General features: G+C 72.9%; 25 protein-coding genes. 13 read left to right on the forward strand and 12 right to left on the reverse strand.

The window, feature by feature from the left end; genetic code table 11:
* Positions 1 to 202: 202 nt before the first annotated feature.
* Positions 203 to 1,231 (reverse strand): nucleoside hydrolase, encoded by a 1,029-nt coding sequence (locus tag ABZ215_RS37400; RefSeq protein ID WP_354955243.1) that lies wholly within the window; start codon positions 1,229 to 1,231, stop codon positions 203 to 205.
* A 225-nt stretch (positions 1,232 to 1,456) separates the two neighbouring features.
* Here ABZ215_RS37400 and ABZ215_RS37405 point away from each other — a divergent pair, with 225 nt between their 5' ends.
* Positions 1,457 to 3,529, forward strand: a complete 2,073-nt coding sequence (locus tag ABZ215_RS37405; protein WP_354955245.1) for an N-acetylmuramoyl-L-alanine amidase — start codon at positions 1,457 to 1,459, stop codon at positions 3,527 to 3,529.
* 196 nt (positions 3,530 to 3,725) lie between these two features.
* Here the strand turns inward: ABZ215_RS37405 and ABZ215_RS37410 are convergent, their stop codons facing one another.
* Positions 3,726 to 4,577, reverse strand: a complete 852-nt coding sequence (locus tag ABZ215_RS37410; RefSeq protein ID WP_354955247.1) for an SDR family NAD(P)-dependent oxidoreductase — start codon at positions 4,575 to 4,577, stop codon at positions 3,726 to 3,728.
* A gap of 71 nt (positions 4,578 to 4,648) precedes the next feature.
* Here ABZ215_RS37410 and ABZ215_RS37415 point away from each other — a divergent pair, with 71 nt between their 5' ends.
* Together ABZ215_RS37415 and ABZ215_RS37420 are read left to right on the forward strand one after the other, a co-directional pair.
* Entirely contained in the window at positions 4,649 to 5,560 is a 912-nt protein-coding gene (locus ABZ215_RS37415; RefSeq protein ID WP_354955249.1) for a LysR substrate-binding domain-containing protein, read from the forward strand.
* A 188-nt stretch (positions 5,561 to 5,748) separates the two neighbouring features.
* Positions 5,749 to 6,354: a methyltransferase domain-containing protein gene (locus tag ABZ215_RS37420; protein ID WP_027936138.1), complete on the forward strand. Its 606-nt coding sequence runs from the start codon at positions 5,749 to 5,751 to the stop codon at positions 6,352 to 6,354.
* 77 nt (positions 6,355 to 6,431) lie between these two features.
* Here the strand turns inward: ABZ215_RS37420 and ABZ215_RS37425 are convergent, their stop codons facing one another.
* Positions 6,432 to 7,361, reverse strand: coding sequence for an AraC family transcriptional regulator (locus ABZ215_RS37425; RefSeq protein WP_237334670.1), 930 nt, complete (start codon positions 7,359 to 7,361; stop codon positions 6,432 to 6,434).
* Between the two features lie 139 nt (positions 7,362 to 7,500).
* On the opposite strand from ABZ215_RS37425, the gene ABZ215_RS37430 reads away from it, so the two are divergent.
* Positions 7,501 to 8,724, forward strand: coding sequence for a cytochrome P450 (locus tag ABZ215_RS37430; RefSeq protein ID WP_020419855.1), 1,224 nt, complete (start codon positions 7,501 to 7,503; stop codon positions 8,722 to 8,724).
* A gap of 1 nt (position 8,725) precedes the next feature.
* Positions 8,726 to 9,730: a 2Fe-2S iron-sulfur cluster-binding protein gene (locus tag ABZ215_RS37435; RefSeq protein ID WP_354955251.1), complete on the forward strand. Its 1,005-nt coding sequence runs from the start codon at positions 8,726 to 8,728 to the stop codon at positions 9,728 to 9,730.
* On the opposite strand, the gene ABZ215_RS37440 is transcribed toward ABZ215_RS37435, so the two are convergent.
* Positions 9,714 to 10,022, reverse strand: coding sequence for a DUF1905 domain-containing protein (locus ABZ215_RS37440; protein ID WP_354955253.1), 309 nt, complete (start codon positions 10,020 to 10,022; stop codon positions 9,714 to 9,716). The genes ABZ215_RS37435 and ABZ215_RS37440 overlap by 17 nt on opposite strands.
* 62 nt (positions 10,023 to 10,084) lie before the next feature.
* On the opposite strand from ABZ215_RS37440, the gene ABZ215_RS37445 reads away from it, so the two are divergent.
* Entirely contained in the window at positions 10,085 to 10,831 is a 747-nt protein-coding gene (locus tag ABZ215_RS37445; protein WP_354955255.1) for an alpha/beta hydrolase, read from the forward strand.
* 1 nt (position 10,832) lies between these two features.
* On the opposite strand, the gene ABZ215_RS37450 is transcribed toward ABZ215_RS37445, so the two are convergent.
* Both ABZ215_RS37450 and ABZ215_RS37455 read right to left on the reverse strand, forming a co-directional pair.
* Positions 10,833 to 11,165, reverse strand: a complete 333-nt coding sequence (locus ABZ215_RS37450; protein WP_020419851.1) for a TfoX/Sxy family protein — start codon at positions 11,163 to 11,165, stop codon at positions 10,833 to 10,835.
* A 9-nt stretch (positions 11,166 to 11,174) separates the two neighbouring features.
* A complete protein-coding gene (locus tag ABZ215_RS37455; RefSeq protein ID WP_020419850.1) occupies positions 11,175 to 11,882 on the reverse strand; it encodes a LysR substrate-binding domain-containing protein in 708 nt (235 codons plus the stop codon).
* A 131-nt stretch (positions 11,883 to 12,013) separates the two neighbouring features.
* Here ABZ215_RS37455 and ABZ215_RS37460 point away from each other — a divergent pair, with 131 nt between their 5' ends.
* From ABZ215_RS37460 to ABZ215_RS37470, 3 genes are read left to right on the forward strand one after another with little or no spacing between them, the layout of a single operon-like run.
* Complete coding sequence (locus ABZ215_RS37460; RefSeq protein ID WP_354955257.1) at positions 12,014 to 12,445, forward strand: SRPBCC domain-containing protein; 432 nt, start codon at positions 12,014 to 12,016, stop codon at positions 12,443 to 12,445.
* Complete coding sequence (locus ABZ215_RS37465; RefSeq protein WP_237334676.1) at positions 12,435 to 12,770, forward strand: metalloregulator ArsR/SmtB family transcription factor; 336 nt, start codon at positions 12,435 to 12,437, stop codon at positions 12,768 to 12,770. Before ABZ215_RS37460 ends, ABZ215_RS37465 begins: the two co-directional genes overlap by 11 nt.
* Before the next feature lie 27 nt (positions 12,771 to 12,797).
* Positions 12,798 to 13,478 carry a DUF899 domain-containing protein gene (locus tag ABZ215_RS37470; protein WP_020419847.1) on the forward strand — a complete coding sequence of 227 codons (681 nt, stop codon included), beginning with the start codon at positions 12,798 to 12,800 and terminating at the stop codon, positions 13,476 to 13,478.
* A gap of 34 nt (positions 13,479 to 13,512) precedes the next feature.
* Here ABZ215_RS37470 and ABZ215_RS37475 read toward each other — a convergent pair whose 3' ends face one another.
* Genes ABZ215_RS37475 through ABZ215_RS37500 form a run of 6 tightly spaced genes read right to left on the reverse strand, consistent with a single transcriptional unit; the run spans position 13,513 to position 18,579 of the window.
* Positions 13,513 to 14,109: a TMEM175 family protein gene (locus ABZ215_RS37475; RefSeq protein ID WP_237334678.1), complete on the reverse strand. Its 597-nt coding sequence runs from the start codon at positions 14,107 to 14,109 to the stop codon at positions 13,513 to 13,515.
* The gene (locus tag ABZ215_RS37480; protein WP_354955260.1) at positions 14,106 to 15,071 is read right to left on the reverse strand and encodes a LysR family transcriptional regulator; all 966 of its coding nucleotides are present in this window, start codon (positions 15,069 to 15,071) and stop codon (positions 14,106 to 14,108) included. Before ABZ215_RS37480 ends, ABZ215_RS37475 begins: the two co-directional genes overlap by 4 nt.
* Positions 15,072 to 15,102: 31 nt before the next feature.
* Positions 15,103 to 15,972 carry an alpha/beta hydrolase gene (locus ABZ215_RS37485; RefSeq protein WP_237334680.1) on the reverse strand — a complete coding sequence of 290 codons (870 nt, stop codon included), beginning with the start codon at positions 15,970 to 15,972 and terminating at the stop codon, positions 15,103 to 15,105.
* Positions 15,973 to 15,974: 2 nt separating this feature from the next.
* Positions 15,975 to 17,033 (reverse strand): amidohydrolase family protein, encoded by a 1,059-nt coding sequence (locus tag ABZ215_RS37490; RefSeq protein ID WP_354955262.1) that lies wholly within the window; start codon positions 17,031 to 17,033, stop codon positions 15,975 to 15,977.
* Entirely contained in the window at positions 17,030 to 18,130 is a 1,101-nt protein-coding gene (locus ABZ215_RS37495; RefSeq protein WP_354955264.1) for an amidohydrolase family protein, read from the reverse strand. Before ABZ215_RS37495 ends, ABZ215_RS37490 begins: the two co-directional genes overlap by 4 nt.
* Positions 18,127 to 18,579, reverse strand: coding sequence for a Rieske 2Fe-2S domain-containing protein (locus tag ABZ215_RS37500; protein ID WP_027936135.1), 453 nt, complete (start codon positions 18,577 to 18,579; stop codon positions 18,127 to 18,129). The genes ABZ215_RS37495 and ABZ215_RS37500 overlap by 4 nt, the downstream gene beginning before the upstream one ends.
* 424 nt (positions 18,580 to 19,003) lie before the next feature.
* Between ABZ215_RS37500 and ABZ215_RS37505 the strand changes: the two genes are divergently transcribed.
* The 4 genes from ABZ215_RS37505 to ABZ215_RS37520 form a co-directional block, all read left to right on the forward strand.
* Positions 19,004 to 19,927, forward strand: coding sequence for an ABC transporter substrate-binding protein (locus ABZ215_RS37505; protein ID WP_354711183.1), 924 nt, complete (start codon positions 19,004 to 19,006; stop codon positions 19,925 to 19,927).
* Positions 19,928 to 19,941: 14 nt separating this feature from the next.
* The gene (locus ABZ215_RS37510) at positions 19,942 to 20,772 is read left to right on the forward strand and encodes an ABC transporter ATP-binding protein (protein WP_237334684.1); all 831 of its coding nucleotides are present in this window, start codon (positions 19,942 to 19,944) and stop codon (positions 20,770 to 20,772) included.
* Positions 20,773 to 20,776: 4 nt separating this feature from the next.
* Positions 20,777 to 21,574: an ABC transporter permease gene (locus ABZ215_RS37515; RefSeq protein ID WP_020419838.1), complete on the forward strand. Its 798-nt coding sequence runs from the start codon at positions 20,777 to 20,779 to the stop codon at positions 21,572 to 21,574.
* Positions 21,567 to 21,955 (forward strand): ferredoxin reductase (locus ABZ215_RS37520; RefSeq protein WP_354955266.1); only part of this gene is annotated, 389 nt, incomplete at its 3' end. The genes ABZ215_RS37515 and ABZ215_RS37520, both read left to right, overlap by 8 nt.

A 21,955-nucleotide genomic window follows, 5' to 3' on the forward strand; every position in this document is an offset into this window, starting at 1 on the left:
CCCGCTACGACAAGTTGGCCACGCTCTACCGCGCCGCCATCCTCATCCACGACGTCATCACCTGGACAAAGACATTGTCAGACACGGCCTAGGTGAGCCTATCCTCGACGAGCCGGTTTCCGCAGGTGGACGCGGGTGCCGGAATTGCGGGGCCGGGAGCCCGGAAATGATTCCCGCCCCTTCGGGTGATTGTTCATACCACTCACCTGCGACCGTTGAGCCCGTCCAGGAACACCTGCTCGAACCGGCCGCCGTCCGCGCCCAGCGCGACCGTCACCGGGTCGCCACGCGGGTCCGGCGCCGTGCGCCCGGACGAAGGCCCGTCCTGGATCACCACCAGGCGGACGCGCGCCACCTCGGTGACCACGCCGTCGTCGCCGAAGGCGAACACCGCGGCGAGCGCGTCCCACCAGAAGAACCACCCGAGCGCGATGCCGTCGCGCATGATCGGGTGCGTCATGATCGCGTGCACGACGCGCGCGCTGACCGTGGTGCCCTCGGCGCCGATCCGGTCCACGTAGGCCTGCGTGATCGGCACGGAGTCGGTGGCGTCCAACGGGGTCAGGGTCACCGGCAGCGCGCGGAACACCTCCCGCGCGGCCGGCGGGTCGAGCCAGATGTTGAGCTCCTGGCTGTTGTCGAAGCCCGGCAGCGCCTCGCCGAACAGGTTCCCGCCGACGTGCACCGCGCCGCCCATCACGTGCACGTCCCGCACCTGCCGGATCAGCGGGCTGCCCGCGGGCAGGGCCGTCGCGAGGTTGGACAGCGGACCGGTCGCCAGCACGGTCACCTTGGTGGTCGTGGTCGCCAGGGTCTTGCGGATCAGGTGTGCCGCGGTGAGTTTCGCGGGTGGCGGGGTCTGCCCGGCGTCGCCGAGCGCGTCGGTGAGGACGGTTTCCATGTCCCGCACCGTCGCCGCGGGCGCGGGGTGCACGCCGGTGCCGGAGCCGTCGGCCACCGGCACGTCCGGCAGCCCGCACTGCCGCAGAACGCTGTGCGCGTGCTGCCGCGCCCGGCCCGGCGTGCCGAACCCGTTGTTGGTGATCGTGACGGCGCGGAGGTCGATGCGGCGCTCCTGGTGCTGCACGCACAGGTAGGCCAGTGTCGAGGCGTCGTCGACGTCGAGGTCGCTGTCGTAGATCACCGGCACCGGACGCGGGGCCGCGGACGGCGCGGCCGGGGCCCCGAGCCCGGCGATCACGAGGACGAAGGTCAGCAGGACAGTGCGCATGAAAGCCTCCCCAGGCAGGCTGCACCCGGGTCAGGATAGGGGAGCCGTGAGCGGGGCGCCGGGGGCCAGTTTGGGTGTCTACTGTGGACTGACGGCGGCGGGAATTTCCCAACCACCCGAACCGGAATCCGGTGTGAAAGATTCTCCGATCTTGGTGTCCCGGTGATCCGTTTCGTCACGTAGGCTCCTCCCGTTTGTGTTGGGTGCCTTCACCAAGGAGTTCGCGTGCGCCCTCGTCACTGGGGATCTCTGTTGTGCGTGCTGACGGCTGCCGTCGCCGTGCTGTCCGTGCCCGCCGCGGCGCAGCCCGCTGCCAGGCCGGTCGAGCCGAAGGCGACCACGGTCGCGCTCGCGACCGTGCCCGAGGTGGCGCTGGGCGCCCGGGAAGTGCCTGCGCGGGAGGAGTTTTCGCTGGCCGGGCTCACCTGGCGGGGCGCGGCGCCGGACACGGTGTCGGTGCGGTGGCGGTCCGCGGCGGGCGGGTGGAGCGACTGGCGCGCGGTCGACCGCCAGGACTCCGGCCGGGACGGCGCGCCCGCGCCGTCCACCACCGAGCCGATCTGGACCGGCCCGGCCGACCGGCTGCAGGTGCGCGCTGAACGCGGCGGCGCCCCGGTGACCGCCGAGCTGTCCGCCGTGCTGGTCGACCCCGGAACGTCCCCGGCCGACGCGATGGTCGCGCAGGCGACGGGCGTGCCGTCGATGCCCGCCGTCGTGACCAGGGCGCAGTGGGGCGCCGACGAATCGCTGATGACCTGGACGCCGGAGTACGCGCCCACCGTCAAGGCGGTGACGCTGCACCACACCGACAACAGCAACGACTACACCTGCGACCAGTCGGCCGAACTCGTGCGCGGCATCTACTACTACCACGCGGTCACCAACGGCTGGGGCGACATCGGCTACAACGCCTTGGTGGACAAGTGCGGCACCGTGTTCGAGGGCCGCGCGGGCGGGCTGAACCTGCCCACGATCGGCGCGCACGCGGGCGGGTTCAACACCTCCACGTTCGGCATCTCGATGCTCGGCACTTACGGCACGGTCGCGCCGACCGAGGCGACGCTGGACGCGGTGGCGCGCATGACCGCGTGGAAGCTGGGCAACGGCTACACCGACCCGTCCGGGTCCACCACGCTGGTCAGCCGGGGCGGCGGCACGTCCAAGTACCCGGCGGGTACCGAGGTGACGCTGCCGACCGTATTCGGCCACCGGGACGTCGGCGCGACGGAGTGCCCCGGCGACGCGGGGTACGCCCAGCTGCCCGCGCTGCGCACCCGCGCCACGGAACTGGCCGGGGACTGGCGGTCCAGCCCGGTGCACCAGAAGTGGGTCGCGGTCGGCACGGCCGCGGCGGGCCCGGTGTACGCGGTGGAGGCGGACTGGCCGGGCGGCGGCCGGGCGACGACGTTCGGCGCCGGCGGGTCGACGATCGCGTGGCGCTCGGACCTGGGCGCCTACTGGGTGCGCGGCGCCATCCACGGCACGTTCACCGCAGTGGGCGGGCCGTCGCTGTTCGGCTACCCGACGACCGACGAGCGCGGCACGCCTGACGGTGTGGGCCGGTACAACCACTTCAGCGAGAACGCCTCGATCTACTTCACCCCGGACACCGGCGCCCGCGGCATCCACGGGCCGATCCGCGACAAGTGGGCCGCGCGCGGCTGGGAGACCGGGCTCGGATATCCGCGCACGGACCAGAAGGTGACGCCGGACGGCGTTGGCCGCTACAACCACTTCACCGGGAACGCGTCGATCTACTGGACTTCGGGCACCGGCGCGCAGGCGATCCAGGGCGCGATCCGCGACACCTGGTCGGCGCTGGGGTGGGAAACCAGCCCGCTGGCCTACCCGACGACCGACGAGCGCGCCACGCCCGACGGGGTCGGCCGGTACAACCACTTCAACGGCAGCGGCGGCGGCTCGATCTACTGGACGCCGGGCACCGGCGCCCGCGCGATCTACGGCGCCATCCGGGCGCGGTGGAGCGCGCTCGGCTGGGAAGCGGGCCCGCTCGGCTACCCGACGACGAACGAACTGGTCACGCCCGACGGCGTGGGGCGGTACAACCACTTCAACGGCAGCGGCGGTGGTTCCGTCTACTGGTCGCCGGCCACCGGCGCGCACGCGATCTACGGCGTGATCCGCTCGCACTGGGCCTCCCTGGGCTGGGAGACGTCCTGGCTGGGCTACCCGACGAGCGACGAGTACGGCGTCGCGGGCGGCCGGCGCAGCGACTTCCAGGGCGGCTACATCGTGTTCTCGTTCGCCACCGGCAAGGCGACGGCGTACCGCTACTGAACGGCGACCGCCGGGGCCGGTTCCGCGTCGGTGGTGCAGCGGGCCGGTCCGGCGTAGGTCGCCGCGCGCGGCGGGGGGCCGGGCATGTGCAGGCCGTCGGCCGGCTTCCGCGAGATGGTTTCGCGCGGTGGCCACCGGTGACGCGGGTGCTGGTGCGGACCGGGCCGTCAGGACGGAACAGCGGGCCCTCGCAACTCTACGGACGCGCCCCGGCAGTTTCCGGCTTGAACGGCACCACCTGCCCGAACCGCACGAGTTCGCCGTAGTGCTCGGGCTTCACCGGCTCCAGCACGAGGTCCAGCAGTGCCGTCGCGGCCTGGGCGGGTGAAGGGGCGTCGCGGACGTCCCACCACAGTGCGGATGTCGGGGTGTTGATCATCCCCGGGCACACCGCGGCCAGCAGGATCCCGCGGGCGAGATCGGTGTCCCGGCGTTGTGCGGCGAGGGCACGCACGGCTGCGACCTGCGCGATCTTCGACGGGATGTTCACGAAACCCGGCCACGCGCCGGCGCGGGCGCTGCCGTCCTCGACCGCGTCCCGCCACGCGGCGACCTGCTCGTCCACCTCGTCGAGCGTGGTCAGGCCGTCGAAGCGGCGGTGCAGCACCGGGGCGAGGTGGTGCAGCGTGCCCAGCGAACTGGCGACCACCACCAGGTTGCCGTGGTCGCGCACCAGCGGCGCGAACGCCCGCAGCAACCGGGTGGTGCCGAAGTTGTTCACCTCCGTGTAGGGGCGGATGATCGCGCGCGGGTCGTCGTCGGGGCCCACGCGCATCACGGCGTTGCCGAACACGATGTCGACCCCGTCGTGGCGCTCCCGCACCAGATCCGCGAAACGAGCGGCGGCGTCCGGTTCACCCACGTCGAAGATCTCGCCGCGGACGCGCGCCCCGCCGGCCGGCACGGCGTCCACGGCCTGCCGGACCCGGTCGGCGTCCCGTCCGGTCAGGTACACGGTGTCCGCTGTGGACAGACGATGGGCGAGACCTTCGGCCAGGGCGAGGCCGAGCCCCTGGGTGGCTCCGGTGACTACCGCGACTCTGCTCATGATCTCGACGCTATGGCCGCCGGGGCCATCCGGGTAGCGAAAGAAACTCACCAGGGGTATTCCTGTTCGTCATGGCCTTCACCGATGCGTCGCTCACCGCGCTGCGGGTCTTCCGCGAGGTGGCCGAGCGGGGGACGCTCACCGCCGCGGCGGCCGCGCTCGGCTACACCCAGTCCGCGGTCTCCCGGCAGATCGCGGCACTCGAACGCGTCGCCGGGGCGCCGCTGCTGGAACGGCGGCACGACGGCGTGCGGCTCACCCCGGCCGGGCGGGTGGTGGTGCGCCGCGCGGCAAGCGTCATCGACCAGATCGACGCCACCGCACGCGAGCTGGCCGGGTTGCCGGACGAGCACGCCGTGGTGCGGCTGGGGTGGTTCGCCAGCGCCGGGGCCGGGCTGGTGCCGCGGGCGCTGGCCGCGTTGCGGGAGACGCACCCGGCGATCAGTGTGGTGTCCCGGGAGGGCAGCACACCGGCGCTGGTGCGGGCGCTGCGCGCCGGGACGCTGGACCTGGCGGTGATCGCGGCCGCGCCGCCGTTCCGCCCGCCGGACAGCGAAACCCCCGCGCTGGTGGTGCGTACGCTCGTCGAGCGCGGCCTGTGCGTCGCCGTGCCCGCGGCGCACCCGCTGGCGCGCGGGGAGTTCGTGGACATCGCGGACCTGCACGGGCAGCGGTGGATCGCGGGCACGGGCGACGACCGGGTGATGGGGGTGTGGCCGGGACTGGATGAGCGCCCGGAAATCGCCCACACGGCGCGGGATTGGCTGGCGAAGCTGCAACTGGTCTCGGCGGGATGCGGCATCACGACGGCGCCGGCCTCACTCGCCCCGGTGGCCCCCGCGGGCGTGCGGGTGCTGCCCGTGCACGGCGGCCCGGCCGAACAGCGCCGCCTGCAGGTGGCCCGCCTGCCGGGACCGCAGCCGGAGGCCGCCCGGCGAGTGGTGGAGGCGCTGCGCGTGGCGGCGGTGGAGACGGGGTCTTGAGTGGTGCGGCTGTCCCGTCCGGCAGCGGCTGTCGGGCTCTGCCGGGGGCGGCCGGTGGTTGAGTCGCCGCGGGTGGTGGTTGCGCTGGCCGAGCAGGCGGAGCGGTCGTTCCTCCGCTTGGGCCGGTGGCCCCGACGGGCAGGGGCGAGATCCGTCCGGTGTCCGATGCCGGCGCCTAAGCTTTCCCCATGAGCGTGCCACCGACCGGTCTCGCCGCGACGCGGGCTTTTTTCGGGCCCCGCGCGGCTACCTGGGAGTTGAAGTTCCCCGACGACGGGCCCCGCTACCGTCGGGCAGTCGCGGATCTGGCTCCGCCGGCCGGTGGGGTGGTCGCCGACATCGCGTGTGGCACCGGGCGCGCCCTGCCGGAGTTGCGGGACGCCGTCGGCCCCGGGGGCACGGTTCTAGGGGTCGATGTGACGCCCGAGATGCTCGCCGAGGCGGCCGCCCGCGGTCGTCACCGCGTGGCGGCGCTGCTCCTCGGCGACGCTCTGCACCTGCCGTTCAGGACCGGCGCTCTGGACGCCGTCTTCGCCGCCGGGCTGGTCTCGCACCTGCCCGACCCGGTCGCCGGCCTGCGCGAACTCGCCCGCGTCTGCCGGCCGGGCGGGCGCCTCGCGTTGTTCCACCCCGTCGGGCGAGCCGCGCTGGCACGGCGGCAGGGCCGGGAGCTGACCCCGGACGACCTCCGCGCCGAGCCGAACATCCGAGCCGCTCTCACCGCGGCGGGCTGGCGCCTGGACGACATCGACGACGGCGAGGACCGCTACCTCGTCCTCGCCACCGTCCACTGACGACGGTCAGCGGGTGACCTCCCGGCCTCGCTCCTCGCGCGCACCACGGCCGCGGAAAGCGCATTCAGTCGCGGGTTTCAGCGGTGCGCTCGCGCGGGCGGCACGCCGTACCGGCGGCGGTAGGCGGCCGCGAACCGGCTGGCGCTGGAGAAGCCCCAGCGTGCCGCGACCTCGCTGACGGTGCATCCCGACGAGGCCAGGTCCGCGTCGGCGCGTTGCAGGCGGATTCCGAGCAGGTACTCGGTCGGGCTGCAGCCCACCCACTGCCGGAAGCCCTCCTGCAGGCGGCGGACGCTGGTGCCCGCGACCTCGGCCATGTCGCCCGCCGTCCAAGGACGGCCCGGGTCGTCGTGCAGCTGATCCAGGACCCGGTTGATCGCCCGCGGGCGCGGGGCCGGGCCGGCACCGGCCTCCGGGCACCCGGCCAGCAGGAAACTCGCCGCCAGCGCGCCGGCCAGCTGGTCGCGCACGACGTCGCCCAGGAGGCCGGGCTCGTGCAGGTTCGCCGCCAGGCTGCCGACCAGCTGACGCCACGCGCGCCCCTGCCCGGCGGCCAGGTCGAGCTGGTCCGGCAGCTCGCCGCGCAGCGTGACGCGGTCGCCGCCGAGCACCCGCTCGGCCTCGCGGTCCAGCCACGCGCTGTCGAACTTCACGCCCAGCACCGTGCAGGTGGCGTCCCAGTGGCTGATCAGCGAGGGCGTGTCGGCCCGGAACACCGTCGCCTGCCCGGACACCGACACCACCGGCCCGTGCCTGCCGCGGCTCTCCAGGTGCCCGGTCAGCGGCATGTTGATCTCGTAGGCGCCGGGGTAGTCGCACGCGACCCGCACGTCGGCGCCCCACCCGACGTGCCCAACCAGCACCGGCCCGAGGTCGAGCGTGCGCAGCGTCAGGCGCGGATCGCGGCCGCCGCCGAGCGGCTGCAGCTCGTGCGGGAAATACGCCTCCGCCACCTTCCGGGACGCCTGGTGCCAGTCCCGGGGCGGCGCACTACGCCGTGCGGGCATGCGCAGGAGGTTACCAGAGACACCCGCCGCGAACTGGCCGCGCGATCCGTGCCGAGACCGCGCGAAGCGTGTCGCGCCGCAGGTCAGCGCTGCCTAGCCTCCCGTGTCATCCCGGACAACGACGTGGGAGGACACCGCGATGACGACGACCGAACGGCCCGATCTCGCCTGGCTCGACGAGGTCACCATGACGCAGCTCGAGCGCAACCCGTACGAGGTGTACGAGCGGCTGCGCGCGGAGGCGCCGCTGGCCTTCGTGCCGGTGCTGGGGTCCTACGTCGCCTCGACCGCCGAGGTCTGCCGCGAAGTCGCGACCAGCCCGGACTTCGAGGCCGTCATCACCCCGGCCGGCGGCCGCACCTTCGGGCACCCGGCGATCATCGGCGTCAACGGCGACATCCACGCCGACCTGCGCTCCATGGTCGAGCCCGCCCTCCAGCCCGCCGAGGTGGACCGCTGGATCGACGACCTGGTGCGGCCCATCGCGCGCCGCTACCTGGAGCGGTTCGAAAACGACGGGCACGCCGAACTGGTGGCGCAGTACTGCGAGCCGGTCAGCGTCCGCTCGCTCGGCGACCTGCTCGGCCTGCAGGAGGTCGACTCGGACAAGCTGCGCGAGTGGTTCGCCAAGCTGAACCGCTCCTTCACCAACGCCGCCGTCGACGAGAACGGCGAGTTCGCCAACCCCGAGGGCTTCGCCGAGGGCGACCAGGCCAAGGCCGAGATCCGCGCCGTCGTCGACCCGCTGATCGACAAGTGGATCGAGCACCCCGACGACAGCGCCATCTCGCACTGGCTGCACGACGGCATGCCGCCCGGCCAGACCCGCGACCGCGAGTACATCTACCCGACGATCTACGTGTACCTGCTCGGCGCGATGCAGGAACCCGGCCACGGCATGGCCTCCACCCTGGTCGGCCTGTTCAGCAGGCCCGAGCAGCTGGAAGAGGTCGTCGACGACCCCACGCTGATCCCGCGGGCGATCGCCGAGGGCCTGCGGTGGACCTCGCCGATCTGGTCGGCCACCGCCCGCATCTCCACCAAACCGGTGACCATCGCCGGGGTCGACCTGCCCGCCGGCACCCCGGTGATGCTCTCCTACGGCTCGGCCAACCACGACACCGGCAAGTACGAGGCGCCCTCGCAGTACGACCTGCACCGCCCGCCGCTGCCGCACCTCGCCTTCGGCGCGGGCAACCACGCGTGCGCGGGCATCTACTTCGCCAACCACGTCATGCGGATCGCGCTGGAGGAGCTGTTCGAGGCCATCCCGAACCTGGAGCGCGACACCCGCGAGGGCGTCGAGTTCTGGGGCTGGGGCTTCCGCGGCCCCACCTCGCTGCACGTCACCTGGGAGGTGTGAGGTGACGTTCGCGGTCAGCGTCGGGGGCAGGCGGGTCGACTGCGAGCCCGGCCAGACCCTGCTCGAGGCGTTCCTGCGCGGCGGGGTGTGGATGCCCAACTCGTGCAACCAGGGCACCTGCGGCACCTGCAAGCTCCAGGTGCTCTCCGGCGAGGTCGACCACGGCGCCGCGCCGGAGGACACCCTCAGCGCCGAGGAACGCGCGTCCGGACTGGCGCTCGCCTGCCAGGCCCGTCCGCTCGCCGACACGGAGGTGCGCAGCACCGCCGACGCCGGGCGCGTCACGCACCCGCTGCGGGACCTGACGGCCACCGTGCTGGAGGTCGCCGACATCGCGCGCGACACCCGCCGGGTGCTGCTGGGCCTGGCCGAGCCGCTGGCGTTCGAGGCCGGGCAGTACGTCGAGCTGGTCGTGCCCGGCTCCGGCGCGCGGCGGCAGTACTCGCTGGCCAACACGGCCGACGAGGACAAGGTGCTGGAGCTGCACGTCCGGCGCGTGCCCGGCGGGATCGCCACCGACGGCTGGCTCTTCGACGGGCTCGCCGCCGGCGACCGGGTCGAGGCGACCGGGCCGCTCGGCGACTTCCACCTGCCGCCGCCGGACGAGGACGACGGCGGCCCGATGGTGCTCATCGGCGGCGGAACCGGGCTGGCGCCGCTGGTCGGCATCGCCCGCACCGCGCTGGCCCGGCACCCGTCGCGCGAAGTGCTGCTGTACCACGGGGTGCGCGGCGCGGCGGACCTGTACGACCTCGGCCGGTTCGCCGAGATCGCGGAGGAGCACCCGGGTTTCCGGTTCGTGCCGGTGCTGTCGGACGAGCCGGATCCGGCGTACCGGGGCGGTTTCCCGACCGACGCGTTCGTCGAGGACGTCCCCAGTGGACGCGGCTGGTCCGGCTGGCTGTGCGGCCCGCCGGCGATGGTCGAGGCCGGGGTGAAGGCGTTCAAACGGCGGCGCATGTCGCCGCGGCGGATCCACCGGGAGAAGTTCACGCCGGCCTCGTGAGTACTTCGAGGGTGACGGCCGTGGTGCCGCCCGGGTGCAGGTCCTCGGCTTCCCGGACGGCGCGTTTGACCGGCAGCACGTAGCAGCCGCGCGCCTTGTCCGGGAAGACCGAGGTCGTCCACGTGGTCGCGCCGACCCGGGCGCGCACCCGCACGGACCCGAAGCCCGGGCGGCTGCCCTCGGTGAGGTCGCTGATCTCGTCCGAGGCGTCGGCGGGCAGGCTCACGAACGTCCAGGTGTCGGCGCGCCGCGCGTCCCACACCCAGAGCTCCGCGTCGAAGACGATGTCCACCCGCGGAGCGTCTCACGCGGCACCGACAGTTTCGGAGCTGCGGGCCGCGGTACCCGTTCCCGGTGATCACGCACCAGTTCACCGGGGCGGCAGGCACCCGGATGCACGCCGAGGTGACCGGGCCGGCGGGCGCGCCGGAGGTGGTGTGCGTGCACGGGCTGGGCTGCTCGCACCGGTACTTCCGCCCGCTGGCGCGCACGCTGGGGGAGCGGCTGCGGGTGAGCGCGCCGGACCTGCCGGGTTTCGGCCGCACGCCGGGGCCACGCCGGGCGCTGGACGTGCGCGGGTTGTCGACGGCGCTGGCGGAGTGGCTGCGGGAGACCGGGCGGGGCGGCTCGGTGCTGGTAGCGAACTCGGCGGGCTGCCAGATCGTCGTGGACCTGGCCGTGCACGCGCCGGAGCTGCTCGGCCCGGTGGTGCTGATCGGCCCGAGCACCGACCGGACGGCGCCGTCGCTGGTGCGCCAGCTCGGCCGGCTCGTGGCCGACGCGCCGCGGGAACGGCCGTCGCTGCTGGTGGTGCTCGCGTGGGACTACCTGGTGTGCGGGCCCCGGCGGCTGCTTGCCACCGCCCGGCACCTGCAAGACGACCCCGTCGAGGTGAAGCTGCCGCACCTGACCACCCCCGCGGTGGTCGTGCGCGGCAGCCGGGACCCGATCGCGTCCCGGGCGTGGGCACAGGAGATGGCGGCGCGGCTGCCCGCCGGCCGGTACGCGGAGGTTCCGGGGCATGCGCACGCGCTGAACCATTCGGCGCCGGCGGAGGTGGCGGGGCTGGTCGAGTCGTTGGTGGGGAGTGCGCCGCGGTGATTCAGTCCTTGGCGGGAAGCGCACCGGCGTAGGACACGCCCCGCGTCACCCACTCGCGGAGCCGCGCCGCGGTCCGGACGACCGCGGCGTCCACCCGGAGCCATCCGCGCATCTCGCGGCCGCGCATCACCATCGGCTGGACGCCCTCGCCGAGGAGGCGCTCACCTTCGTCCGGCTCGACGCGCACCAGCAGGCCGCCTTCCGAACTGGCCGCGACGGCCATGTTGCCGTGGACGAGGAACGCCAGCCCGCCGAACATCCGCTTCTCCCGCACACCGTCCACACCGGACAACTGTTCCCGGACGCGGTCGGCGAGTTCGTGGTCGTAGGCCATGTGCCAGTATCACCGCCGCTTGGGCTTGCCGCGCTTGGTGGGGCGGCGGGGCTGGTTCCGGCGCGGCGCCGGCTTGCGCTCCTCCGCGGGGCGCTTCGCCTTCGACTGCTTCGGCGCCGGCGGCCGTCCGCGGGTGCTGTTGACCGTGCGGCCGCGGACGATGCCGATGAACAGCTCCATCTCCTCGGTCGTCTCGTCCTCCAGCCAGGACAGCGCGACCCGCGACTGGGGGACGCCGGTGACCGGCCGGTATGTCAAGTCCCGCCGGTGGTGCAACCGGGCGAGCGACTGCGGCACCACCAGCACCCCGACACCGGCCGCGACGAGTTCGATCGCGTCGCCGGTGGTGGCGGGGCGTTCGAGCGCCGGCTTGCCGGGCGGGTGCGCCCAGTCCAGGGTGTCGTCGAGCGGGTGCAGCACCAGCTCGTCGGCGAGGTCGTCGGCGGTGATCTCGTCCGCCGCGGCGATCAGGTGGTCCTTCGGCACGACCACGACCGTCGTCTCGGTGTAGAGGGGGATGGCGTGCAGGCCGTCGCGGTCGGTCGGCAGGCGCAGCAGCACCGCGTCGAGCTCGCGGTCGCGGACCCGTCCGGCCGCCTTCGCGGCGGTGACCTGCACCAGCTCCAGCGGGACGGCGGGGCTGCGCTCCGCCCAGATCCGCACCCACTTGCCGGGTGTCACCCCGGGCACGTACCCGAGCGTGAAGGACTCTGCCACCCGGCCAGGCTACCGGGCGTGACCGGCGCCGTTACCCGGGACAGCTGAACCGGGGGATCCAGCGGAGCGGTTGACGCAACTACCCGGTTGCCATAGTGTGGCAACCAAGAAGTTGCGACACAGGAGGCGTCATGGCGTTCCCGGACCGCATCGAGCGCGTCGTCGAGCTCGGTCACCCGCCCGCGAAGGTGTGGGCCGCGCTCACCACCGCCGAGGGGCTCGGCACCTGGTTCGGCCAGGAGGCGTCGATCGACCTGCGGCCCGGCGGCGCGGGGGAGCTGAAGTGGGACAACGGTTTCCGTCAGGACCTGCGCGTCGAGCGGGTCGAGGAGCCACGCGTCTTCGGCTTCACCTGGCGGATCTACGGCCTCCCCCACGACGACCCGCGCCGGACCTACGTGGAGTTCACCCTCGAACCGGACGGCGAGGGCACGCGGCTCACCGTCGTGGAGACCGGGTTCGCCCAGCTGCCGGACGACACGCACCGCGAGGCGTTCGACGGCAACACCGGGGGCTGGGCGCGGGAACTGGACGAACTGGCCGGCTACCTCGATGCAGCGTGATGCCGAGGCCGTCGCCGAGCAGGTCTTCGCCGCGCTGGCCGATCCGACGCGGCGGGCGATCCTGGCCGAGCTGGCCGCGCGGGGCCCGGCCACGGCGACCGACCTCGCCGGCCGCCTGCCGATCACCCGGCAGGGCGTCGCCAAGCACCTCGCCCTGCTCGCCGAGGCCGGGCTCGTCACGGCCGAGCCGGGGGAGCGGCGGCGGGTCCGCTACCGCCTCCGGACGGCCCCGATGCAGGTGGCGCAACAGTTCCTGGCCGCGCTGGCCCGCGACTGGGACAACCCGCTGGCGAAACTGCGCGACCAGCTGGACGGCACAGCGTGATCATCCGAAGTGGAAGGTGGAGAACCGATGAGGACACCCCCGATCGTCTCGCGACAGGAGTGGCAGGCCGCGTGGGAGGAGCTCCTGGTCAAGGAGAAGGAGCTGACCCGCGCGAAGGACGCGATGGCCGCCGCGCGGCGCCGCATGCCGTGGACCGAAGTGGACCGGGACTACCGGTTCGACGGCCCGGACGGGCCGGTGGATCTGCTCGGCCTGTTCGACGGCCGCCGTCAGCTGATCGTCTACCGGGCGTTCCTCGAGCCCGGCGTGCACGGCTGGCCTGACCACGCCTGCGTCGGCTGCTCGATGGTGGCCGACCAGGTCGCGCACCCCGCCCACCTGAACGCCCGCGACACCACGCTGGTGTTCGCCTCGCGCGCGCCGCAGCCCGACATCGCGCGGGTCAAGGCGCGGATGGGCTGGACGATGCCCTGGTACACCATCCTGGACGACTTCGACACCGACTTCGGGGTGGCCGAGTACCACGGCACCAACGCCTTCATCCGCGAGGGCGACCGCGTGTTCCGCACCTACTTCGTCAACAACCGCGGCGACGAGGCGATGGGGGGCACCTGGAGCTACCTCGACATCACGGCGCTGGGCAGGCAGGAGACGTGGGAGGACTCGCCGGAGGGCTACCCGCAGACGCCGCCCTACGAGTGGTGGCACTGGCACGACGACTACCCGGCGCGTCAGCCGTCCGCCTGAGGCGGACCATCGCCGCGGCGTGGAAGCACGAGGCTCAGCGGTAGCGGAAGCGGGCCAGCTGAGGTGGGACGAACAACAGCAGCAGCGAGTAGTAACCGGCGGCGGGCACGAGCGCGGACAGCACGAACGCCACCGCCAGGGCGACGGCGGCGCCCACCGAGTTGAACACCCAGCGGCCGTCGATCGCCGAGGCGTCGCGGGCCAGCCCGGGGGTGCGCCGGACCACCAGCGTCATCGCTGTGAGGCACAGTGTGTTGGCCAGGACCGTGCCGATGTAGAACAGCACCACGAACTCGTCCTCGCCGTAGGCGCCGGTGAGCTCGCTCGGGAACGGCAGCACCGCGACGGTCAGCAGCCACGCGATGTTCAGCCACATCACGGCCGCGTTGACAGCGCGGACCTGCTCGAACAGGTGGTGGTGGCTCAGCCACTGACGGGCGATCACCACGAAGCTCAGCAGGAAGCTCACGATCTGCCAGCGGTTGCCGCTGATCGCCTCGGCCGCCGGCTGCCCGTCGACCACCAGCTCGGACACCGAGTCGGCCAGGGGGAGCACCAGCAGCGTCATCGCGATCGCCACGACCGCGTCGGAGAAGAAGACCAGCCGCTCGGCCGGCCGCAGCGCGCTCACGGGCGGTCCGACTGGTGCGCCGCCTGGCGGGCCACCTGCCGCAGCCAGCGGTGCGCCTCGTCGTGTTCCTTGCGCTCGTCCCACCACATGATCTCCACGATGGGCGGCGGGTCGCCGGGGCACTCCAGGATCCGCAGGTCCGACCGGCCGGCCAGGTAGCGCGTCAGCCGCCGCTGCATGACCGCGATCCGGTCGGTCCCGGCGATGAAGTACGGCGTCGCCTGGTAGCTGTCCACCCGCACCGCCACCCGGGGACGCGCGGACAGCCTCGCCATCAGCGGCCCCAGCGGCGACGTGGCCGGATAACCGCCGTCCGGGTGGTGCGGCACCACCCATGGCAGCCGCTCCAGGTCGGACAGCTCCAGCCGGTCGCCGACCGGGTTGTCGGCCGACACCACGCACACCCAGCGGTCCCGGAACAGCTCCAGCGAGTTGATCCCGGGCGCGTGCAGCTCGGGCTTCGCGGCGCAGATCATCGCGTCGATCACCCGCAGCGTCTCCGGGATGTCGGCGGGCAGCCGCTCCCGCACCACCCGCACGTGCATCCGGATGTTCGGCCCCGCGGCGTACATCGCCGCCGACAGCTGCTCCCCGTAGGCGGCGAGCACGTAGTCGGGCATCAGCAGGGTGAACTCGCGCTCCGAGGACTCCGGGTCGAAGCCGGGCGTGGTGGCGAACAACCGTTCCAGGCTGGCGCACAACGGCTCCACCTGCCCGGCCAGCTGCGCCGCCAGCGGGGACAGCACATAGGAGCCGCGGGACCGGATCAGCAGCTGGTCGTCGAAGTGGCGGCGCAGCCGGGACAGCGCCGCGCTGGCCGTCGGCTGGCTCACGCCCACCCGCTCGGCCGCCCGGGTCACGTTGCGCTCGCGCAGCAGCTCCCGCAGGAACACCAGGAGATTCAGGTCCAGGCTCGCCAGCGACAAGGAGCGTCGTGTCACCTTGCGGACGGCCGAACCCATGGATCCATTAGGAGCCGGGCGCGATCGGGTGTCAAGGATCTTGTCGTGTGGCGGAAAGGAACTTCCGCAGCGCCCCGGCGGTCTCGGCGGGACGCTCCTCGGCGAGGTAGTGGCCGCAGTCCAGCGCCGTCCCGGTGACCCGCGGGGCCCACGGCCGCCACACGGCGAGCACGTCATCGGTCCTCCCCAGCGGTCCGGCCGCGCCCCACAGCACCAGCGTGGGGCAGGTGATCTCCCGCCGGCCCCGGTCGGCTTCGTCGTCGGCCCGGTCCACGGTGGCGCCCGCGCGGTAGTCCTGGCACATCGCGTGCACGACCGACGGCCGCCGGTAAGCCGCCCGGTAGGCGCGCAGTGCCGCCTCGGCGAAGATCCCGTCCGCGCCGCGCAGGAAGAACGCGTCCGGGTCGGCGGCGATCAGCCGTTCCGGCAGGTCACCCGGCTGGGCGAGGAAGAACCAGTGCCACGCCGACCTGGCGAACTCCGCGTCCACGCGGGCCAGCACGTCGGCCGTGGGCAGGATGTCCAGCACGGCCAGCGCGGTCACCGCGTCCGGGTGGTCGAGCGCGAGCCGGTAGGCGCAGCGCCCGCCCCGGTCGTGCCCGGCGACGGCGAAGCGGCGGAACCCGAGCCGGCCCATCACCGAGACCAGCTCGCGCGCCATCGCCCGCTTGCCGAACGCCGCCACGTCGCCGCCGGGCGCCACGCTGTCCCCGTAACCGGGCAGGTCCGCGGCGATGACCGTGTGGTCGCGGGCCAGCTCGGGCGCGACCAGGTGCCACATGGCCGAGGTCTGCGGGTAGCCGTGCAGCAGCAGCACCGGCGGGCCGCTGCCGCCGGTGCGGACCCGGACCCGTCCGCCCGCCGGTGTCGCCACGTCCTGGCAGGTGAACCCGGCGAACACGGTCAGATCCCGTACCAGGCCGCCGCGTTGCCCGCGAGCACCGCCTCCGCCTCGGCCGGGGTCAGCGCGTCGAGAAGCCGCTGCCCGCTGCCGCCGTGGTCGTGCGGGTGATCGCTGGCGTGCATCAGCATCGAGCCGGCGCCGACCATGTCCAGCACCTCCCGCACCTGCCCGGGGTCCCGCGGCAGCTGCGCGGGCGCGGTGGTCAGCCGGATGTGCCGCCCCACCACCTCCGACGGTTTCGCGCCCAGCCACGGCACCTCGCGCCACACACCCTTCCAGTCCTTGTCGAACCGCCACAGCAGCGCGGGCAGCCAGGAGAACCCGCACTCCAGCAGGGCGACCCGCAGGTCCGGCAGCTCCGCGAACACACCCTCGGCGACCAGGCTGGTCAGCTGGGCCTGCACGAGCAGCTGCGAGTTGCCCACGTAGTCCTCGAGATAGCTGTGGGTGAACCCGGTGCTGGTGGGCGCGTTCCCGATCCGGCCCCACGCGTGCAGGCCGACCACCAGGCCGCGTTCGGCCGCGGCCCGCAGGATCGGCCGGTGCCGCTTGTTGCCCCACGGCGCGTCCGTGCGCACCGGCAGCAGCACCTGCACGATGCCGGGGTGGTCGCCGATCCGCTCGATCTCGGCGACGGCGGCCGCGGCGTCCAGGGTCGGCACCACCATGCTGGCGCGCAGCCGGTCGTCGCTGCTCAGCCACTCCGTGATCAGCCAGTCGTTGACCGCGCGGGTGAGCGCCGCCTCGTAGTAGGGGTTGCGGTTGCAGTGGAACGACGTCGTGCACACCAGGATCGCGGCCCGCAACCCGTCGAGCAGGGTCGACCGCACCGACTCCGCGTCGTGCGCCGGAGTCAGGCCGGCGGCCCGCGCGGCCGGGGTGGCGCTGGTGGGCGCCGCAGGGGGATAGGCGCCGCCCTGGTGCGGGGACAGCATCAGCCCGCCCTCCAGCACGTAGCCGCGCCAGTACGGTTCCAGGTAGGGCAGCAGGTCGTTCAGCGACGACGGTCCACAGTGGATCTCGGCGTCGATGCGGGTGGTGCCGACCGCGGTGGTCATGGGGCCTCCGGCAGACCGTAGAGCCGGCACGCGTTGGCGCCCATGACGCCTTCGCGCAGCGCGGCGGGGAACAGGCGCGGCGCGTGCCGCGGGGAGTCGAAGTCCCAGTGCGGGTAGTCGGAGGCGAACATGATCCGCTCGTCCATCCCGAGGTGGGCCAGCGCCTTGTCGAGGTCGCGCGGGTCGTCAGGCTCCTCGATGGGCTGGGTGGTGAACCAGAACCGCTCGCGGATGTACTCCGACGGCGGCTTGACCAGGTGCGGCACGTCGCCCCGGAGCCGCTCCCACGCGTCGTCCAGCGCCCACATCAGCGGCGCGGCCCAGGCGATGCCGCCCTCCACGCAGATCACCTTCAGCTCCGGCAGCCGGTCCAGGACGCCCTCGCAGAGCATTCCGGTGACGAACGCGGCCATCAGGTTGCCGTTCCACACGTGCTCTTCGAGGTAGAACGACGGCCACCCGGCGCCGCGGTGCATCTCCAGCCCGCCGGTGTGCGCGGCGACCGGCAGCCCGGCCTCGGCCGCGGCCTCGTAGATCGGCCAGTACCGGCGGCGGCCGAAGCCGAGCTCGCCGCCGGTGGACAGCAGCACCTGCACGAACCGCGGGTCGCCGGCGTGCCGCCGGATCTCCTCGGCCGCGAGGTCCGGCGCCTCGACCGGGATGGTGATCGACCCGCGCAGCCGGGGTTCGGCGTCGAGCAGCGTGTCGATCTGCCACTCGTTGAGCGCCCGGCACAGCGCGGCGGCGTACTCCGGTTCCTCGGCGCCCCAGCTGTGGCTCTGCAGCGGGATCAGGATGCCGTGAGTCACGCCGAACTCGTCGAGCAGCTGGTCCCGGATCATGCCCAGGTCGCTGCCCGGCGGCCCGTCCGCGGGCCAGGAGTCCAGCCGGAAGCCCGCGTTGCGGACCCGCGGGTAGATCTCCGGCGGGCCGGGCACGCGGCTGCCGAACAGGTCCCACCGCGCGCGGTGCTTCTCCGGCAGCCGCTCCCGGATGGCGGCCGCCGGGGCCGCCGGGTGGATGTCGGTGTCAACGATGGTGTAGCCGGTGCGGCCCGGCGCGCTGCCGGGCTGCCCGGCGACGGCGGTGCTGGTCACCGGTCACCTCCCTTGTCGCCAGGGCGTGCTCCGCCGCTGGTGTCCACGACCACGTAGGCGTCTTCCACGTGCACCGGGTACGTCTCGGCGACGTACGGGCCGGGGATGCGCCCGTTCTTGCCGCGCTCCACGGAGACGTCGTAGGTGCGGGCCGGCGGTTCGTCCGGCCCGAGGAACGACTGCCCGGTCTCGAGGTCGTACTCCCAGCCGTGCCAGGGGCAGGCGACGAGCGCGTCGCCGTCCTCCTGCCGGACCTCACCGGGCGCGGTGGAGGTCAGCCACGGCTGGGTGGCCCCGAGGCAGAGCGGGCCGCCCTGGTGCGGGCAGTGGTTGTTCAGTGCGTAGAAACGGTCGCCGACCCGGAAAACCCCGATCGACCGCCGGCCGGCCTGGACGATCCGGCGCTCTCCCGGCGGGAAGTCGTCGAGCCGGGACACCACGATCCTCATGCTGTGCACGGTAGAGATCGCCGCGGGCCGGGCGGAAAGTGAAAGTTTCGATGGAGACCATCGGCCGTCCCGATAGTGGCGCATGTGGACCCGCCGTCAGGTTACGCGATTTCGCTTGCGCAGCAGGGGAAACCGCGCTCCGGTGGTGATCCTGGCCGGCAGGGCCGGCGACGACGGCGGGAAACCCGGGACCTTGACGGGGGCGATCGAATCGGGTCAACCTCTTCCCCAGCCGGTCACAGGGCGGTGGCCGGCAGGAGGAACGAGGAGAACCATCGTGTCCACTCCATCGCCGAGTCCATCGTTGCCCCGTCGGGCATTCCTGAGGCGTTCCGCGCTGACCGCGGCGGCCGTGGCCGCCGGACCGGCCGTGTTGTCCGCGTGCGGCGCCGGCCCGGCGGCAGGCGGGGGCGGCAGCGGAACGGTGACCTTCCTGAGCATCCTGCCGCTGGAAACCCTGTCCATGTCCCCGGAGCTGCTCGCCGTCGCCGGTGGCCACTTCGAGCGGCACGGGCTGGACGTCACGCTGCAGGAGGTCAAGGGGTCGCCCCAGGCCACGCAGACCCTGATCGCCGGTGTCGGCGTGGTCGCGCGGCTCGGGCAGATCGACCTGATGACCGCGGTCGCCGAATCGAACCAGCCGCTGGTGAACATCGGCACGCTGTGCCGTGGTTCCGCGGTGCGCGTCGTCTACAGCAAGCAGGCCCCGCTGGAAAAACCGCAGGACTTCGTCGGCAAGACGATCGGGGTCAGCTCCGAGGGCGGCACGAGCAGCAAGATCGTGTCGCTGGTGCTGGCCAACTCCGGTCTGGACCCGAAGAGCACGCCGCGCCAGGTCACCGGGCTCACCCCGGGCACGTTCAACCTGGTCCAGCAGGGCCGGATCGCCGGGTACGTGGTCAGCATCGACACCGCGAACATCGTGCAGTCCCAGCACGCGGACGCGGGCGTGTTCGACCCGGGCACCGTGGTGAAGTCCGACTCGCAGATCTACGTGACGACCGCCGACGTGATCGCCAAGCACCCGGACACGTTGCGGGCGTTCATGGCCGGGATCCGCGACGCCGTCGCGGAGTACGTGAACGACCAGGACTTCGCCAGGACGATCGGGACGCTGCGCGGCAAGTACTCCTTCGCCACGCTCGACGACGACGCGATCGCGCGCAAGAGCCTCGGCATGATGCGCGACCTGTGGACGGGCAAGGACCCGTCACGGCCCCTGCTGGTCACCGACCCGGCCGCGTGGACCGCCGGCTACGACGAGCTGACCAGGGCGGGCCAGGCCAAGCCCGGCGGCGACGCCGCGAAGTGGTTCGACAACAGCTTCCTGCCGGCCACCACCACCTGATCGCGAGGAGACGCATGTCCGCGCACCACGCCGAGACCCTCACCGCGGCCCCGCGGCAGGCCGCACCGCCGAAACTGGAACTCGCCGGTGTCGGCAAGGAGTTCCGGTCCAAACGCGCCACTACCCGCGCCCTGCACGACATCACGCTGACCATCAGCGACGGCGAGTTCGTGTCCGTGATCGGCCGGTCCGGCTGCGGCAAGACGACCCTCCTGCGCACGCTCGCCGGGCTGCAGAGCCCGTCCGAGGGGCGGATCCTCGTCGAGGGCCGGTCGCTGTGGAACGGGTCCAGAGTGGACTCCTCCGTGGTGTCCGAGCTCGGCGTGGTCTTCCAGGACGCCAACCTGTTCCCGTGGTACTCGGTCGCCGACAACATCGCGCTGCCGCTGAAACTGCGCGGCGCCGGCAAGCGTGAACGCCGGGAACGGGCCTACGAACTGGCCAAGCTGGTGGGGCTGGCCGGGTTCGAGAAGTCCTACCCGCGCGAGCTGTCCGGCGGGATGCGGCAGCGCGTGGCGATCGCGCGGGCGCTGTCCACCCGGCCGAAGCTGCTGCTGATGGACGAGCCGTTCGGCGCGCTGGACGCGCTGACGCGGGAGCGGATGAACGCCGAGTTGCAACGGATCGCGCTCGCCACCAAGGCGACCGTCGTGTTCGTCACCCACGACATCACCGAGGCGGTGTTCCTCGGCGACCGGGTGGTGCAGCTGAGCCCGCGGCCCGGCCGCATCAGCGAGATCCGCGCGGTGGACTTCCCCAAGCCGCGGGACTTCGACGTCCAGACCGAGCCGGAGTTCGGCAGGGTCGTGCGCGAACTGCGGCACGCCCTCGACAGGCAGGAGTGACCCGGTGAACAGGGAACGGTTCGGCAGGTGGCTGCCGTGGGTGAGCACGCCGCTCATCCTGGTCGTGTTCTTCCTGCTGTGGGACGTGTTCGTGCGCGTCAACGGCATGTCGGAGCTGGTGCTGCCGCGGCCGGGCACCGTGTTCGCGAGCCTCGGCGAGCTGGTCACCACCGGCGACACCTGGTACCACGCGCGGGTCACCGCGATCGAGACGATCAGCGGGTTCGCGATCGCGCTCGTCGCGGGCGTCGCGGCGGGCGTGGTGCTGGGCAAGGTGCGGTGGATGGAGCGCAGCCTGCGGCCGCTGATCGTGGCCTCGCAGGTGGTGCCGAAGGTGGCGCTGATCCCGCTGTTCGTGATCTGGTTCGGCTTCGGCATCACCTCCAAGGTGATCATGGCCGCGATGCTGGCGTTCTTCCCGATCATGCTCAACGTGCAGCTGGGCGTCCGCTCGGTGGAGGCGGGGCAGCGAGACGTGATGCGCAGCCTCAACGCGAACCGGTGGCAGACGTTCAACCACCTGGAGTTCAAGAGCACGCTGCCGTACGTGTTCGCCGGCATGGAGGTCGGGATCGTGCTGGCGATCATCGGCACGATCGTGGGGGAGTACCTGGGCGGCAGCGAGGGGCTGGGCTACCTGGTGGTGCGCACCCTCAACGCGCTCGACGCGCCCGCGTTGTTCGCGGTGATCATCCTGTTGTCGGTGCTCGGGTTGCTGCTCTACTTCGTGGTCAACGGCCTGAAGCGGTTCTTCATCCCGTGGCACGAGTCGGTCTACAGCATGCAGGAGACCAATGCCTGAGCCGGTGTTCGAGGCGGATGCCGAGGTCGTGGCCCGCCGGGTGGAGTCCGACGGGGTGGTGTCGCTGGAGCTGGGCGGTGTGAATCTGCCCGCGTGGGAACCGGGCGCGCACATCGACGTCGTGCTGCCCGGCGGCCTGGTGCGGCAGTACTCGCTGTGCGGTGAGGACGGCCGCTGGCGCATCGCGGTGCTGCGCGAACCGGACAGCCGCGGCGGGTCGGCGTGGATCCACGACCACGCACACCCGGGCACGACCCTGCGGATCCGCGGGCCACGCAACAACTTCCCGCTGCTGCCCGCGCCGCGGTACCTGTTCGTCGCCGGCGGGGTCGGCATCACGCCGATCCTGCCGATGGTGGCCGCGGCGGAGGCCGCGGGCGC

This window comes from Amycolatopsis sp. NPDC006131 (assembly GCF_040614175.1).
Classification (GTDB): Bacteria; Actinomycetota; Actinomycetes; order Mycobacteriales; family Pseudonocardiaceae; genus Amycolatopsis_E; species Amycolatopsis_E tucumanensis.